Origin of the sequence: Streptomyces sp. NPDC048479, from assembly GCF_040651435.1 — a bacterium.
GTDB lineage: Bacteria > Actinomycetota > Actinomycetes > Streptomycetales > Streptomycetaceae > Streptomyces.
Genome location: NZ_JBEZKA010000011.1, coordinates 207,127 through 221,395, shown reverse-complemented (window position 1 = coordinate 221,395; position 14,269 = coordinate 207,127). Strand labels below are relative to the sequence as shown.

The following is a 14,269-nucleotide window of genomic DNA, read 5'->3' as shown; positions in this document are numbered from 1 at the left end:
CGGGACGTCGCCCGCCGCGGGGAGCCTGATGGCGCGACTACTTCCCGGCAGCGTGAGAAGCGGAGACCGACCGAGGCGATGGCCACATCCCATGGAAACCTTCTTCGGGGGCTGCCACTGCGACAGATCGCCTGCCTGGTGCCGATCGCTGCGGTCAGCATCTGGGCGGCCCAGCACTGGCCGCTCATCACGGCCGGCGGCAGCCAACTCCTGTCCGCCAACCAGTACTGGCTGCTGCTCGCTGTCACGCTCACCGTGCTGGGATGGGTCGCCGTATCCTTCACGCGCCAGGGAGCGACCCTCGAACGTCTCCCCCCGCTACGGCTGTTCGTGACGCAATTCGCCGCGGGTGCCGCCAACCATCTCCTCCCGGCAGGGCTCGGCGCGGGCACGGTCAATCTGCGCTTCCTCCAACGCTGCGGACTCTCGCTGCCCCGCTCCTCCGCCGCTCTGGCCCTGCACATGCTGGCGGCGGGCACAGGGCGAGCCGTACTGCTGCTCGCTCTCCTCGCCGCCTCTCCGCACGCGCTGCAACTGGATGATCTCCTGCCGCACGCGGCAGGCCCGGTGCTGGTGGTGGCGGGATCTCTGGTGTGCGCGGTAGCGGTCGTGCTGGTGGCGGTACGGCCACTGCGCAGAGCCATCCGCGCGTTTGTCGACACCGCGCTGCGGGACGCGCGCTCCTTGCACACCAGGCCTGCGCGTGTGCTGGCTCTGTGGGGTGGCGCCGTCGCCTATCCGACCCTGCAGGCTGCGGGACTGGTCGCCGTGGCGATGGCGCTGGACGTGTCCATTCCGGCCGCCCATGTCGGGCTCGCCTATCTCGCCGGGAGCACGCTGGCCGCTGTCATCCCGACACCCGGTGGCATTGGCTCGGTGGACGCGGCACTGGTCATAGCGCTGGTCATGGCCGGGGTTTCGGTCGCCGTGGCCACCTCTGTGGTTCTCGGTTACCGGATCATCACGGTGTGGCTGCCGCTGCTTCCCGGTGCCCTCGTACTCGGTGTCCTGGTCCGCTCGAAGGTGATCTGAGAGCCGCTTGCGGCGCCGGTGCCTCGGGTCGGCCGACTGGGATCGGCCACTGCGGCCGGGCTGTGCCGGGACACTGAGCGAAGCCCCTGCCATGATGCTCGGATGCGCGTACTGATGCCGGTTCCCGACCGCGATTTCGACGTCACCGAGGTGGCCGTGCCCTGGCGGATTCTCACCGCCGCCGGGCACCAGGTCGTCTTCGCCACCGAGCGCGCGGGAACAAGCCCCGCCGCGGATCCGCTGCTGCTGACCGGCGTGCTCTTCGGGCAACTCGGCGCCGAGAAGGAGCCCAAGGACTTCTACGACGAGCTCACCCGGTCCCGGGAATTCGCCGCGACCCTGGGGTGGGCGGATATGAAGGTGGACGAGTTCGACGGGCTGATCCTGCCGGGCGGTCACGCGCAGGGGATGCGGCAGTACCTGGGCTCGGAGGTGCTGCACCAGCAGGTTGGCAGGTTCTGGGCGCTGGACCGGCCGGTCGGCGCGATCTGCCACGGCGTGCTGGTCCTGGCGCGGTCGCGCGCGGGCGTCGGCGGCCGCAGCGTGCTGGCGGACCGTCGTACGACCTGCTTGCCGAAGTACATGGAACGCTCGGCCTATCTCACCACCGCGTGGCGCCTCGGCCGCTACTACCGCACCTATCCGGCCTATGTCGAGGACGAGGTCAAGGCCGCGCTGAACGATCCGGGCACCCTGTTCGAGCGTGGGCCCAGGGTGCTCACTGCACGCGGAACCGCGACCGACGACTCACACGCGTACGTCGTGCAGGACCGCAACTACCTCTCGGCCCGTTGGCCGGGGGACGCATACCTTTTCGGCCGCCGGTTCCTCGAACTCCTGGAAGCCTAGGATCCGCCGGACCGCAGCCCTGACCGGGTTCAGGGCCCGCTCCGGGTTTCTCCTCCTCGCCGGCGGACCGATGGTGGCATTCGGGGTCTGGGCGGACCTCTGCGCACTGCTCCTGATCTGGAACTCACCCTCACGGGCCCGCTCTTCGAGATCAGTTGATGGCTCAAAGCGGAGACAGCACACGCCCCGTGACTACGAGGACCGGGTTCCCTGAGCCACCCGGTGGACCCCCGCCAGCTCGTCCCGGAATGCGATGACCGTCTGCCGGGCGTGCCGCAGCCCGATCCGCTTGAACTCGCCCTCCAGCTCCGCGAGTTCCGCAAGCGTCGTGTCCGGGGCACGGCCGCGGCGGGAGCGGGACTTGATGAGGCCGAGGCGGGACAGCGCCGTGCCGCGGGGCTCGTTCATATCGCGGAATTCGCGCAGGGACAGTGTGTAGGCGACGCAGGCCTCCTCGTAACGGGCCGCGCGGAAAAGGACGTTGCCGCGCATCTTGTGGTTGTAGGCGAGCGCGCCGGCCAGATCCATGTCACGGCAGATGGTTTCGCCTTCGGTCAGCAGTGTCAGTGCCCGCTCCGTATCGCCCTGCACGGACACCACGTCGGCTATGCCGCGCAGTGACCAGGCCCTCCCGCGTGCGTCGTCCGCGTCGTCCGCGATCCGGGCGCATTCTTCGAACAGTTCTAAGGCCTCTTCGTATGCGCCGGTGTTGCGGTGCATCTGCGCGATGCCGGACATCGCCCAGACCATGTGCCGGGATTCGCCGTGAGCCCTTGCCTGTGCGAGCAGTTGCTCGTGCATCTCCGCGACGGCCTCGTAGTCCCCCTGGATCCGCCCCGTCTCGGCGAGGCCTGCGAGCGAGTAGCCATGGGCGAGTCGATCACCGCCATCGGCGGCGAGGTCGACGGCAGCGGCCAGCAGACGGCGGGCCAGCGGCAGGGCTCCGCACTGCCGGGCCAGCGTGCCACCGCTCCACAGTGCCCACGCCATCGCGCCCCGGTCGCCGGCCTGCCGGGCGGAGCGGTAGCTGTCGCGCCAGGAGTCACCGGCTTCGGCCACCCGGCCCAGCCGTCGGTTGGCCTCGGCGACGGCGAGCGAGGCCCGGGCGCGGTCGAGTGCCGAGACGGCGTTGCGCCGCGCGTGGCTCGCAGTGGCGAGCACCTCGTCGTACGAGGAATTGACGCCCAGCATCGAACCCAGTTCGCCCTGGTATTCGGGGGCGAATGCCTTGCCGTACATATCTCTGTGGCCTCCTGATCATGGCGTTGACTGATCAAGAAGCTATGAGCCGGCAGGTATGCGGCGAATCCCCCGGCGTATGTGTCATCCGGTACGACCAAAGTGCTACGGGACCGAAGCCGATCATCATCGAGACGTACGGGGCACAGCCTCGGCCTGCGAGGACAAGGAGTTCCCGGGCAGGCCGGACAGGGCGCAGCCCTACCCGGGACTCGGCGCGGGCCACCGCCCGCGGCAGGCCGGACAGGGCGCAGCCCTACCCGGGACTCGGCGCGGGCCACCGCCCGAACCGGGCCCTGCTCACCCAGGTCCTATTCGGCGATCTCCGTCCGTTCCCACCATTCGTAGACAGGCAACCGTCCCTCCGGGCTCTCCTGATGCCGCGACGTGACCTTGAAGTGCTCGTACCCGCCGCGGTGCGGAATCTTCAGCTCTTGTCCGGGAGGGGTGATCGGGACGATCCGCTCCTGCAGATCATCCGGGCCACCCTCAAGGACTGCCTTGCTAGCCATGACCCCAGTCTTCCTATCCACGCCACCACTCGCACCTTGGGCGGCGACAAAAGGTGGGGTCTCATACGTTCGGGCCACCGATGTGGACCGCCGTCCTCATCCTCTGCACCGCAACACGGCCTTCATGACCTGGAACCTGATGCACCTCGGTGCGTTACTGCAGGAGGCGGGCGGCATCCCGGCCCACGGCAACCAGCGCTCCGCATGGGACGCCGGCTGCCGCTACGACTTCTCCAATCCCGACTACCGCTGAAGCACCGGCCATGGCCTGTCGAATCTCCCCGCACACGGCAGAGCCCGCCGCGACGGAGGGCCGGCTCAGGCCCATGATCCGTGTCGCGACGGGCTCGGCCCGTGGGGGGCGGCTTGTCAGGCGGTGTGCAGCGTCAGGCCGTACCGGCCGAGGATTTCGTTGATCGGCTGGTACCAGGTCTCGCCTCCGCCGCTGCAGTTGCCCCAGCCACCGGAGGTCACCCCCTGGGCCTGGTCGCCGCTGATGAAGGATCCGCCCGAGTCCCCGGGCTCGGCGCAGACGCTCGTCTTCGTCATCTGATGGACCGCGCCCTGGCTGTAGTTGACGGTCTCGTTCTTGGCCAGGACATTGCCGCAGTGCCAGTGCGACGTGGAGCCGGAGCGGCAGATCGAGGCGCCGACAGGGGCCTCGGCGGAGCCGCGGACCAGTTGGTCGGAGACGGTGCCCCAGCCGAGGACCACGGGGACGGTCCACCAGCCGTTGCCGACGCCGACCCAGGCATAGTCGTTGTCGGGGAAGGACGAGCCCTGGAACGCGCCGATGGCGGAGCCGTCCCAGCCGCGGACCGCCGCTCCCGGCTGACCGCAGTGCCCGGCCGTGACGAAGCCGCCGTACACGGAGAAGCCGATCGAGCACCGGACGTTGCCGGTGTAGTACGGGTCGCCACCCACGGTCCCGGCCGCGAAGGTCGTCGGCGCCGCCGTCACCTCCTTGACCTGGACCGGACCGGCTTGGCGGGCTCGGGCGAGGAAGTCTTGGACATCGTTGTCACGTCGCTCGGAAGCGACAACGTTCACGACGACACGGTTGGCCTTCGGGTCGACGTGCCAACTGCTGACACCGGCCGGAGCAGACAGCTTGTCGATCTTCTTCTTGGCCGAGTCCAGCTGTTGCGCGCTGTGCGTCACCAACCGGACCGAGGCACCCGTCGCGCGTACGGCGTCGGCGTGCAGCCCGTTGGTGACGGCCACGGTCAGCTTTCCGCTGTCCGCGTCGAACCAGGAGCCGCCGAACGACGCTCCTGCGGCGCGCCGCGCCTTTCCTTCGACGGCGGCCGCCGTCTGCTCCGCCGTCAGGCGCGCCTCCGCCTGACTCTTCGTCAGGCCCAGGTCCTGTTGCATGGCGGCGAGCAGACCGGCGGAGGCCTGCGGTTCGGGGGCGGGAGTTGCGGCAGCGGCCGGGGCGAGCCCGGCGGCTGCCCAGGCGCCCAGAAGGAGAAGCGCGGACATACCGGCGCGTATACCTGTCGTGCGTCTCAAGGCTTTGACCCTTCGGTTGTTCCAGCTTCGTGGGGGATGGAACAGCGAGTACACGAGAGCGCTCTCACAGTGCGCCCGGCCGGAGCGTAGCCGAGCAGAATCATCAGGTCCATGCCAACCAACCGCGCTGGGCCATGTTGGCCGGATTCCGAGCAGGGGCCCGCGCGCTCGGGCGGCCCGACCGTCACGCCCGCCACCGCTGACACCGGCCACAAGCACCCGGCAGGTCACCCCGGTCCAGCCTGCGGTGGCCCGGCGGATGCGACCCGGAGGTGGCGGGAACCAGCCGTGACGGAAATGTGTCCCCCATGAGGACAGCAGGTGGGCTAGCGTGCGGCGGTCGTACACAACTCCGTGGCGGCGCATCCGACCGCCGGGAAACCGTTGCGCCGAGGGGGCAGGATGAACGCGTGGTCGGTACCCGGGTACACCGAGTCCCGGGAGTTGGGCTCCGGCGGCAGCGGGCGCGTCGTCCTGGCCGTCCATGACGCGACCGGCTTGCCGGTGGCCGTCAAATACCTCAGCGAGAGGCTGCGGACGGATTCCGGCTTCGTTCAGGTGTTCCGGGCGGAGGCACGTCTGCTCGGCGGCCTCGACTCGCCGTATGTGGTGGGGCTGTACGAATACGTCGAAGCGCCGCAGGGCGCCGCCATCGTGATGGAGCTCGTCGACGGCATCGCGCTGCGCGCGCTGCTGCAGCGCGAGGGCGCCACCGGCCCCGAGGCAGCGCTGGTGGTACTCAAGGGCTCGCTGCTGGGACTGGCCGCCGCACACCGGGCAGGTGTGGTGCACCGCGACTACAAACCGGAGAACGTTCTGGTCGCGGCGGACGGCTCGTCCAAGCTGGTCGACTTCGGCATCGCCGCGGGACGCGGCACCACGCCGGGAGTCGCCGGCACTCCCGCCTACATGGCTCCGGAACAGTGGAACGGGGAGCCCGCCTCACCGGCAGCCGACGTCTATGCCGCGACCGCGACGTTCTACGAGTGTCTGACCGGCCGCAAGCCGTTCTCCGGCGAAAACTTCGCCGAGCTGGCGCTGCAGCACATCAGCGCACCGGTCCCCGAGGAGGAAGCTCCGGAGCCGGTGCGCCCGCTGATCAGGCGCGGAATGGCGAAGGAGCCGGAGGAGCGGCCAGCGAACGCGGCGGCGTTCGTGGCGGAGCTGGAGGAGATCGCCGGGGCGGCCTACGGCCCGGACTGGGAGGAGCGGGGCCAGCGGAAACTCGCCGCGCTAGCCGCGCTTCTGCCGCTACTCCTCCCCTCTGCTGCCGGCCAGGCCGCGGGGACCACCGAACTGGCCACGACCGCCCTGGGCGGCGGCTGGGGCAGCTGGAAGCCGGGCCTGCGCGGGGTGTTGACAGGCATCGCCGCGCTGGTTGTGGCCGTGCTGGTCGCCGTTGCGGCGAAGGCGACCGGGGACGACCCGCGGCAGTCGACGGCTCAGGCCGTCGCCACCACCAGCGCGGTACCGGGCGCGTCGACCGCTTCGCCCGTCGGCCCGTCCGGCTCCGCGAGCCCGTCGCCTACGGGCAGCGTCTCCGCCTCCGCCGACAGCTCCCCTTCTCCGTCCGGCAGCACGGCCACCGGACCAGCCGGACCCATCACGCCCTCACCCGTGATGTCGTCGAGTCCGGCCTCCCCGCCGTCGTCGTCCGCGCCGTCCACCGACCCCAGCACTTCCCCTCCCACCACCGCTCCGGTGAAGGTGAGGTCCGTCTCCGTCTCGAGCCTGCGCCAGACGAGTACGACGGGTGCCGCCGCGTCCATCGACGTCGTCACGGACGGGACCGGTCCCGTGACCATCGTCATCGCGTGGTTCACCGGCGATGCGAAGGGTGAACTGGGCTCGCAGGACGGCTCGCAGACCTTCGAGCGCAGCGGCGCGAGGCAGTACACGATCGCGCTGGACCACACCTTCCGGGGTCGGGACTGTTACTGGGGAGTCCGGGCGACGACGAACCCGACCGCCGCGAACGGCAGTTCCACGCAGCAGATCCTGACCCGGCGGTGCAGCATTCAATGAACGATCCACGTATCCCCCCCGACCGCGCGCCTGGTTCCCCCGGCGACGTCGCACCGGCGCGCGCCGGGCACGACGGAGTCGGCGAAAGCGACGGCTACAGCGCGACAGCGCTGGGCAGCCACTGGTTCGAACATCCGGAGCCGGAGGAGACCGCGTCGGCCGCGCCGGAGAACGCCACCCTGGTCCAGGGCGCGCAGCCGGAGAACGCCACCCTGGTCCAGGACGCGCCGGAGAACGCCACCCTGGTCCAGGACGCGCAGCCGACAAGCGTGGCACCCGACCGCGTGGAGGGCGAGGTACTCCGCTTCGGCCCGGGAGTGACCGCGGTCGTCCGGAACCGGAACCGCGACAACACGACCGCCGCACTCTGGCACGGGACACTGCCCGGCCGACCCGCCGGGCCGGAGCCCCGTAAACGCCGCCGCGGTGGGCTCCGGCGGTACGCCCTGGCCGCCACGGTGCTGCTGGCCGTGCTGGCTTTCCTCGCCTGGCAGCGGTACGGGCCTGGCCTGGCCGTACGGGACGTGGCGGTGCAGACCGCTGCGGAGGGTCCCGGCTGCGAGGGCACGGCCGACGTCGTGGGCATGGTGGAGACCAACGGACGGCCCGGCACCGTGACGTATCGCTGGGTGCGCAGCGACGGCACCGAGTCGGGCCTGCTACGGGAGAAGATGACGCGCGGTCAGAAGCAGGCACGTCTGCATCTGCTGTGGACGTTCCGCGGCCGGGGCGAGTACCGGGCCGGGGCGGAGCTGCGGATCATCTCGCCGTCCCGGCACACGGTCGCCGTACAGTTCAGGTACCGGTGCGTCTGAGCCTCGACAGGCCGGCGCGGGGGGCGCACCCACAGGCCCGGGGTCAGGCCGGGCGGTGCGCGATGACGCCGAACATGGTCACGGACATATGCAGAGCGTCCTGCTCGGCGGCCGCGGTGAGGTCTGCGTACAACCGGTCCCGCTGCTGCTCAGTGATCTGCTCGCGCCGCACGGCGGCTACGCCGAGCATCCGGATGAGTGGCCAGTTGACCTTGCTTGTGCTCTGGATGAGCGCCTGTGAGCCGAGGTCGTCGATCTGCAGCCCCGCGGCGGCCAGCTGACCGGCCAGCTTCCGCCCGGCGTACGGGTTGGCGGCCGCCGAGAGCGCGCCGCCGGTCAGCTCCGCGACCACGTCGGCCTCGCCGGGGTGCAGGATCGTGGTCGCCCAGTCGGTGTCCAGCAGCGCGACCCGCCCACCCGGCCGCAGCACCCGCGCGATCTCCGCGGCCGCCTTCTCCGGCTCGGTGAGATGCTGGAACACCCGCTCGCACCAGACCACATCCACATCGGCATCGCCCATCGGCAGCGCGAGCGCGTCGCCGTCCACGAATCGGGCCGGGCTGCCGGCCTCGGCCGCCCGCTGCTGGGCAACCGACCGTAGTCCGGGGTTCGGTTCAACCCCGATCGCGTCACCGCCCGGTGTCACCGCCGCCGCCAGCACCAAGGTCTCCGACCCCGTACCGGCTCCGATGTCCACCGCTCGCTCGCCGCGCCGCGCGGCGACACCGAGGTGCGCCCACTCGCGCAGTCGCCGCACGCCCTCGCTCGCCGCCTGCCCGTCCAGCGCGCCGACCAGACGCTCCGTGTCCGCGCCGCCGATATTGTCCGAGTGAAACGCCGAAGTCGGCCGCGAATCCGCCATGCCGCCCACTGTAGTTGTCCCCTGGACCGATGCCATGAGGCCGATGAGTTTCGCCGGCTGCGGCAGTCGTCAGTGGTGAACGAGTGCCGACCTCTGGAGACCCGGGAATGAGAGACCTGATCGCCACCGAGAACATCACGGTCGATGGCGTCGTCGAAGCGACGGAGGGCTGGTTCGCGCCGGCCGGTGACGGGCCGCAGGCCGACCAGTCCGACCTCGAGGCAGCACTTCGTGCACATATGGAGGCTGCCGACGCGTTCCTCGTCGGGCGGGTGACTTTCGAGCAAATGCGCGATTACTGGCCGAAGCAGACCGACGACAGCACGGGCATCACCGAATATCTCAACACCGTGTCCAAGTACGTCGTCTCCCGCACGCTGCGCGACCCTCATTGGGAGCACACCACCGTGCTGCGGGGTGCGCTCCGGGCCGAGGTTGAGTCGCTGAAGTCCGGGCCGGGCAGAGACATCGTCGCGACGGGCAGTATCAGCCTGGTACGGGAACTGATCTCGGCCGGGCTGGTCGACGAGTACCGGTTGTTCGTGTACCCGGTGGTCCTCGGACACGGCCGGCGGTTGTTCGCGGACGCGAGCGAGACCGCGAAGCTGAGACTGGTGGAGACCCGGCCGTTCGGCTCGGGCATCGTGCTGCTGCGCTACCGGACAGTACAGCCGGCCCCGCCGCCTTCGTGACCGGCCGTGATGTGCGGGAAGGCGTCAGGGGTCCGTTGCCCTCGCGACGCTGCGCGCAGCGGAGGCGCACCCGGGAGTGCCGTCGTACGCTCATCGTCATGACCATCGACCGGCGCATGCTGCTCCGCGGCATGGGCAGGGCAACCGCGGCAGGCGTGATGGGTGCCGCACTGGCCGCCGGCAACAGTGCCAGGCCACCCACGGCGGCTCGCGCGGAACGCCCCACCCGCCCGCACCCGCGGCCCGCCACCCCGTGGGCCACCGTTCAGCCGGCCGTCGTACCGCGCGCTGTCTGGCAGACCCACCCGATGCGTCCCCACAGGCCCGAGCTCTCCGCGACCACGGTCAAAGCGGTCTTCATCCATCACACCAACAGCGGAAACGACTACTCCCGGCGAGAGGTCCCCAATCTCATCCGCTTCCTCTCCGACGACCACATGGAGCGCCGGGGCTGGGACGACGTCGGCTACAACTTCTTCGTCGACCGGACCGGCACCATTTACGAGGGACGCTCCGGAGGCATCACCAATCCTGTCGTCGGCGCGCACACCCTGGGCTTCAACGTCGGCACCGTCGGCATAGCGGCGATAGGCAGCTATGGCGCCGCCTCGGCCGTGCCCGCGCCGATGCTGGAGGCGATAGCCCGGCTCGCCGCCTGGAAGCTCGGTTTGTACGGGGTCGACCCACGCGGTACGACGACCCTGGTCTCCACCAACGACGGCAGCAAGTACCCGAAAGGAAAACAGGCCGTCTTCCACACGATCTCCGGGCACTGCGACGGCTACTGGACACGGTGCCCGGGTTCCGGGCTCTACACACGCCTTCCGCAGATCCGCGAACGCGCCGCCCGCCTCCAGGGCCGCACCGACGCGCCGGCGGCCCGAGCCGACGCGCCGTCCTGACCTCGTCAACCGATGTACGCAAGCCTGGCTTCGGACTTCTCGGCCCAGCGCACCGCGGGTCCCATGGCAAGTCCGGCTGCCAGGAACAGCGCGCCGAGCAGCAGCCAGCCGAGGACGCCCCAGCCGACGATCAGGGTGGTCAGCAGCAGCGGGCCGAGCATCCGGGCCACGGAGACGCCGGTACCGAAGCAGCCCTGGTACTGCCCTTGTTGGCCGGCCGGGGCCAGGTCGAAGCTGATCTGCCAGGCACCGGCGGACTGCATCATTTCGCCGGCGACCTGAAGTACCGCTCCGGCCAGCAGTACGGCCACGGCGACCCAGGCGGCTGGTCCCGCCGCCGAGAGGGCGAAGACGGCGCAGGAGGCGAGCATCACCGCGCCGCCGCGCCGGACCGTGCGGGTGGCGCTGGGCAGGTCGGTCACCGCGGCGGCCGTGCGGACCTGGAAGAGCATGACGGCTGCGGTGTTGAGCACGAGCAGGGCGGAGACGCTCCAGCCGGGCGCCGAGGTCCGTTCCACGATCCACAGCGGGATGGCCAGGCTGATGAGGGGCATCCGCAGCAGCATGACCATGTTGAGGAACGAGACCAGCGCGTACGGGCGGTCGCGGAGCACGGCGAGTTCGGGACCGCCGCCGGTGGTCGGGGCTGCGGGCTGCACAGTGGGCAGCCGCAGCAGGACGAGCGCGCACAGGGTGAAGGCCCCGGCGTCCATAGCGAAGACCGAGAGATACGCCTCGCGGGTGCCGACGTGCAGGGCGACACCGCCGGCTGCGGCACCGACGGCCAGGCCGGCGTTGAGCGTCGACTGCAGGTAGGCCAGGGTTTCGGTCCGTTCCTCCTTGGCCACCAGGCCTGCGAGCAACGCCTGCCGGGCGGCGGCCAGGCCACACTGGGCCGTTGCGTAGCAGCAGGCGGCCAGCAGGAACGGCACGAAGGAGCGTACGAAGAGGAAGGCGACCACCGAGGTGGCGGTCGCCAGTGCCAGGAGCACAGCGGTGGAGCGGGGACCGCGGCGGTCGGCCAGGTGGCCGAGGGGGACGCCCGCGACGGAGCCGATGGCCCAGGCGACGGTGAGACCCAGGCCGATCTGGGCGGGCGAGAGGCCGACGATACGGGAGAAGTAGAGGGCGGAGCAGACGTAGTACGCGCCGTCGCCCAAGGAGTTGACCAATTGGGCGACGGCGAGTATTCGTGGCGACCCGCTCGGCGGCACGATCCGGAGAGACATGGGGCTCCTTGGCTAAGGGGCGACCTGCCTGCCGGCCGCGCCGCTCCTTACCCTAGGAGCCCAAATGGCCCCGTAAGCAGGCCATTTCGCTGACGGTTGGCTGGGCCATTCCGTTTCCGTACCCATCCGTCGTGACAGCGAATAGGGTGGGTGCGTGACCGAGCTCTGGAAGCCCTCCGACGCCGGTGTACTCCGGCTTCCTTCCGGCCGTGCGGTCCGGGGCCGCGGCCTTCGGCGCCCTCTTCCGGACGGGCCGACCCCCGCGTACGGCGTGTACCTGCTCGGCAAGCGGCCTCCCGAGGTCCCGTGGGAAGCCCGGTGGCTGCGCTGGCCGGATTTCCGGCTGCCCAGCAGCCATGCGGATACTCAGGCTGCCCTCGGTGAGGCATGGGCCCGCGCCGGTGTCGAACGGGTCGAGATCGCCTGCGGCGGAGGCCGTGGCCGGACCGGAACAGCCCTGGCCTGCCTTGCCGTCCTCGATGGAGTGCCGGCGGACCGGGCGGTGGACTTCGTGCGTCGGCATTACGACGCCCGCGCGGTCGAAACCCCCTGGCAGCGACGCTATGTGCGGCGCTTCTCCGACTGAGTGCGGCTGAATTCAGCTGTCCCGGGGCGGAAATGAAGTAACGGTGGGTAAGTGACCAGTCTCACCGCGCTTGGTCCCCTGCGCGCGTTTCACGCCCGTTTCCGACTGCCATGATCCCTACTGATGCGGGGTTCAGTTGGCTTCGCGCGGACCGAAACAGGCAGCAGAATCAGGGGCGTTGGCGTGAGAGATACGTGGTTGCGGCGGGTGGCGCGAAGGTGTGGGGGCAGCGGCGGGGGCTCCGCTCCACGCGGGCCGGGGACGGCCCGCTCCGCTGCCGCGGTGGCCGCAGCAGCGGTGCTGCTCGGCCAGCTGCTCGGCGGGCACCCCGCCGTAGCGCAGACAGCCGCGTTGCCGGGATCCGCGTACCCCCTCGTTCTGGACGTGGATCTGACGCCGAATCCGGTGTGCAGCGGCCCGGTCCGGGGCCGGGTGCAGATGTACGACCCCGCCGCGGCGAAGGCCGGCGCCACGGTGGAGTGGCGGGTGCTGGCCGGGCAGGAGCAGCTGGCCGGCGGGCAGACTGTCATGGACGCGAACGTGTCCGCGGCCGAGTTCAGCATCCCGTTCGACCGCGTTCCGGCGGCGAGCACGGCGCTGCAGTTCGACGCGCGCGTGCTCCACTCGTCGGACGGACGGGAGCCCGGCCCGTACGGAAAGGTCTGGCGGGACACCGTCCGGCGGGGCTGCGACCCGGTGCGCGTGGCATCCGTCGGCGACTCCGTCGTATGGGGGCAGGGTCTGGACCACGACCAGAAGTTCCCCTATCTGACGGGCGAGCTGCTCGGCCGCGAGACCGGCCGGGGACATCAGCACATGGACTACTCGATCTCCGGCGCGGTCCTCGACGCACCCGAACTGCCCGCGGGCAACGACGACGCCGGCTGCCTGCGCATGCAGGAGAAGCAGGACCCGGACGGCGACGGGGAAATGGAGTTCGGCGAGGTCACTCAGCAAATGCCCGACGTGTTCTGCCAGTTGGAACAGGCGGGCGCGCAGGCGCGGGCGGGCGGATACGGTCTCGATCTGGTCGTCGTCAACGGGTGCATCAACGACATCGACCCCTTCTTCGGCATCGGCGTCGGCATCACACCCGGCTCGAAGAAGCTGCCCGAGGCCGTGCGGCGCGAGTGCTCCGGCATCGGCGCGGCAGCCGAGAACCCGGCCAAGGATGTCCCGTACTTCAGCGGCGCCAAGGTCGGCTACGGCGGCCGCGGCATGCAGGCGGCGATCGAGAAGGCGCATTCGCTGCCGGGGCGGCCCAAAGTGCTCGTGGCCGACTTCTACTACGCGCTGAGCCGCAGCAGTTCGCCCGTCCCGGTGAAGACCTGCACGGCACCGGGGGTTGCCGTTGCCCGGCTGGCCGCCTGCAAGGGCGCGCTCGGCGGTGTGGCCGAGCGCTACGAGCAGTACACCCAACTGGCCAACGACGCCTACCGGCAGGCGGCCGCGGCGGCCAACGCCGCCTCCTCCGACGGCCCGTACGCGATTGCCGCCGACGGCCTGTTCTCCCGGGACAATGCCGTGCTCGCCCCGCACTCCAAGGTCTGGGCCACTCCGGTCTCCGACCCCGCGTTCCCGCTGCGCACGCGAGCCTGCCCGGAGCTCAGCGGGACTCCGGCGCAGTGTCTGTCCGCGGCCGTCGCCCATCCGGACATCGTCGGCGCCCGTCAGTACGCCGACGCTTTCCTCCTCAACCCGCGCCTGCGCCAGTGGTTCCACCTCCCGGCCGACGGCCCGCACGCGTTGCTGGACGCCCCGAAGGACGGGCATACCGGGAGCCCGCTTCGCCTGAGCGCGACCGTGGACGGGAAGGAGCCTCCGGCCGGATACAGCTATCGCTGGTACTTCGGTGACGGCACCCAGCAGGAGACCAGCGAGGCAACCGTCACCCATGTATTCGATGGGGAAGGACCCTTCCTGCCACGCCTGGTGCTGACCGCTCAGGACGGCCGGCAGGTTCTGAGCGAGGCCGCGGAACCCGTCACGGTGAGCTGACGGTCTCGCACGAAGG

13 protein-coding genes and 1 pseudogene are annotated in these 14,269 nt (G+C 70.5%); 9 read left to right on the top strand and 5 right to left on the bottom strand.

Annotated features, from left to right (window positions below; genetic code table 11):
* Positions 1-138: 138 nt before the first annotated feature.
* Both AB0D12_RS19475 and AB0D12_RS19470 read left to right on the top strand, forming a co-directional pair.
* The gene (locus AB0D12_RS19475; RefSeq protein ID WP_362683972.1) at positions 139-1,032 is read left to right on the top strand and encodes a lysylphosphatidylglycerol synthase domain-containing protein; all 894 of its coding nucleotides are present in this window, start codon (positions 139-141) and stop codon (positions 1,030-1,032) included.
* Between the two features lie 102 nt (positions 1,033-1,134).
* Positions 1,135-1,881, top strand: coding sequence for a type 1 glutamine amidotransferase domain-containing protein (locus AB0D12_RS19470; protein WP_362683969.1), 747 nt, complete (start codon positions 1,135-1,137; stop codon positions 1,879-1,881).
* Positions 1,882-2,073: 192 nt separating this feature from the next.
* Here the strand turns inward: AB0D12_RS19470 and AB0D12_RS19465 are convergent, their stop codons facing one another.
* Both AB0D12_RS19465 and AB0D12_RS19460 read right to left on the bottom strand, forming a co-directional pair.
* Positions 2,074-3,120 carry a tetratricopeptide repeat protein gene (locus AB0D12_RS19465; protein WP_362683966.1) on the bottom strand — a complete coding sequence of 349 codons (1,047 nt, stop codon included), beginning with the start codon at positions 3,118-3,120 and terminating at the stop codon, positions 2,074-2,076.
* 311 nt (positions 3,121-3,431) lie between these two features.
* Complete coding sequence (locus tag AB0D12_RS19460) at positions 3,432-3,632, bottom strand: DUF5988 family protein (protein WP_327327658.1); 201 nt, start codon at positions 3,630-3,632, stop codon at positions 3,432-3,434.
* 106 nt (positions 3,633-3,738) lie between these two features.
* On the opposite strand from AB0D12_RS19460, the pseudogene AB0D12_RS19455 reads away from it, so the two are divergent.
* Positions 3,739-3,885 (top strand): annotated as a pseudogene (locus AB0D12_RS19455) (flavodoxin family protein); the annotation flags it as partial.
* A gap of 116 nt (positions 3,886-4,001) precedes the next feature.
* Here AB0D12_RS19455 and AB0D12_RS19450 read toward each other — a convergent pair.
* Positions 4,002-5,114: a S1 family peptidase gene (locus tag AB0D12_RS19450; protein ID WP_362683963.1), complete on the bottom strand. Its 1,113-nt coding sequence runs from the start codon at positions 5,112-5,114 to the stop codon at positions 4,002-4,004.
* Between the two features lie 432 nt (positions 5,115-5,546).
* On the opposite strand from AB0D12_RS19450, the gene AB0D12_RS19445 reads away from it, so the two are divergent.
* Together AB0D12_RS19445 and AB0D12_RS19440 are read left to right on the top strand one after the other, a co-directional pair.
* Positions 5,547-7,169: a serine/threonine-protein kinase gene (locus AB0D12_RS19445; protein ID WP_362683960.1), complete on the top strand. Its 1,623-nt coding sequence runs from the start codon at positions 5,547-5,549 to the stop codon at positions 7,167-7,169.
* Entirely contained in the window at positions 7,166-7,984 is an 819-nt protein-coding gene (locus AB0D12_RS19440; protein ID WP_362683957.1) for a hypothetical protein, read from the top strand. Before AB0D12_RS19445 ends, AB0D12_RS19440 begins: the two co-directional genes overlap by 4 nt.
* Before the next feature lie 43 nt (positions 7,985-8,027).
* Here the strand turns inward: AB0D12_RS19440 and AB0D12_RS19435 are convergent, their stop codons facing one another.
* The gene (locus AB0D12_RS19435; RefSeq protein ID WP_362683954.1) at positions 8,028-8,846 is read right to left on the bottom strand and encodes a methyltransferase domain-containing protein; all 819 of its coding nucleotides are present in this window, start codon (positions 8,844-8,846) and stop codon (positions 8,028-8,030) included.
* Positions 8,847-8,953: 107 nt separating this feature from the next.
* Between AB0D12_RS19435 and AB0D12_RS19430 the strand changes: the two genes are divergently transcribed.
* Together AB0D12_RS19430 and AB0D12_RS19425 are read left to right on the top strand one after the other, a co-directional pair.
* Complete coding sequence (locus tag AB0D12_RS19430) at positions 8,954-9,538, top strand: dihydrofolate reductase family protein (protein WP_362683951.1); 585 nt, start codon at positions 8,954-8,956, stop codon at positions 9,536-9,538.
* Positions 9,539-9,636: 98 nt separating this feature from the next.
* Complete coding sequence (locus tag AB0D12_RS19425) at positions 9,637-10,440, top strand: peptidoglycan recognition protein (RefSeq protein ID WP_362683948.1); 804 nt, start codon at positions 9,637-9,639, stop codon at positions 10,438-10,440.
* A 5-nt stretch (positions 10,441-10,445) separates the two neighbouring features.
* On the opposite strand, the gene AB0D12_RS19420 is transcribed toward AB0D12_RS19425, so the two are convergent.
* Complete coding sequence (locus AB0D12_RS19420; RefSeq protein WP_362683945.1) at positions 10,446-11,669, bottom strand: MFS transporter; 1,224 nt, start codon at positions 11,667-11,669, stop codon at positions 10,446-10,448.
* 154 nt (positions 11,670-11,823) lie between these two features.
* Between AB0D12_RS19420 and AB0D12_RS19415 the strand changes: the two genes are divergently transcribed.
* Positions 11,824-12,255 carry a protein phosphatase gene (locus tag AB0D12_RS19415; protein ID WP_362683942.1) on the top strand — a complete coding sequence of 144 codons (432 nt, stop codon included), beginning with the start codon at positions 11,824-11,826 and terminating at the stop codon, positions 12,253-12,255.
* A gap of 282 nt (positions 12,256-12,537) precedes the next feature.
* Complete coding sequence (locus AB0D12_RS19410; protein ID WP_362683939.1) at positions 12,538-14,253, top strand: PKD domain-containing protein; 1,716 nt, start codon at positions 12,538-12,540, stop codon at positions 14,251-14,253.
* Positions 14,254-14,269: the final 16 nt, after the last annotated feature.

Coding starts and splice junctions, on each gene's coding strand:
- AB0D12_RS19420 (WP_362683945.1), bottom strand. CDS start 11,669: ATGTCTCTCCGGATCGTGCCGCCGAGCGGGTCGCCACGAATACTCGCC.
- AB0D12_RS19450 (WP_362683963.1), bottom strand. CDS start 5,114: ATGTCCGCGCTTCTCCTTCTGGGCGCCTGGGCAGCCGCCGGGCTCGCC.
- AB0D12_RS19435 (WP_362683954.1), bottom strand. CDS start 8,846: ATGGCGGATTCGCGGCCGACTTCGGCGTTTCACTCGGACAATATCGGC.
- AB0D12_RS19445 (WP_362683960.1), top strand. CDS start 5,547: ATGAACGCGTGGTCGGTACCCGGGTACACCGAGTCCCGGGAGTTGGGC.
- AB0D12_RS19425 (WP_362683948.1), top strand. CDS start 9,637: ATGACCATCGACCGGCGCATGCTGCTCCGCGGCATGGGCAGGGCAACC.
- AB0D12_RS19430 (WP_362683951.1), top strand. CDS start 8,954: ATGAGAGACCTGATCGCCACCGAGAACATCACGGTCGATGGCGTCGTC.
- AB0D12_RS19460 (WP_327327658.1), bottom strand. CDS start 3,632: ATGGCTAGCAAGGCAGTCCTTGAGGGTGGCCCGGATGATCTGCAGGAG.
- AB0D12_RS19470 (WP_362683969.1), top strand. CDS start 1,135: ATGCGCGTACTGATGCCGGTTCCCGACCGCGATTTCGACGTCACCGAG.
- AB0D12_RS19440 (WP_362683957.1), top strand. CDS start 7,166: ATGAACGATCCACGTATCCCCCCCGACCGCGCGCCTGGTTCCCCCGGC.
- AB0D12_RS19465 (WP_362683966.1), bottom strand. CDS start 3,120: ATGTACGGCAAGGCATTCGCCCCCGAATACCAGGGCGAACTGGGTTCG.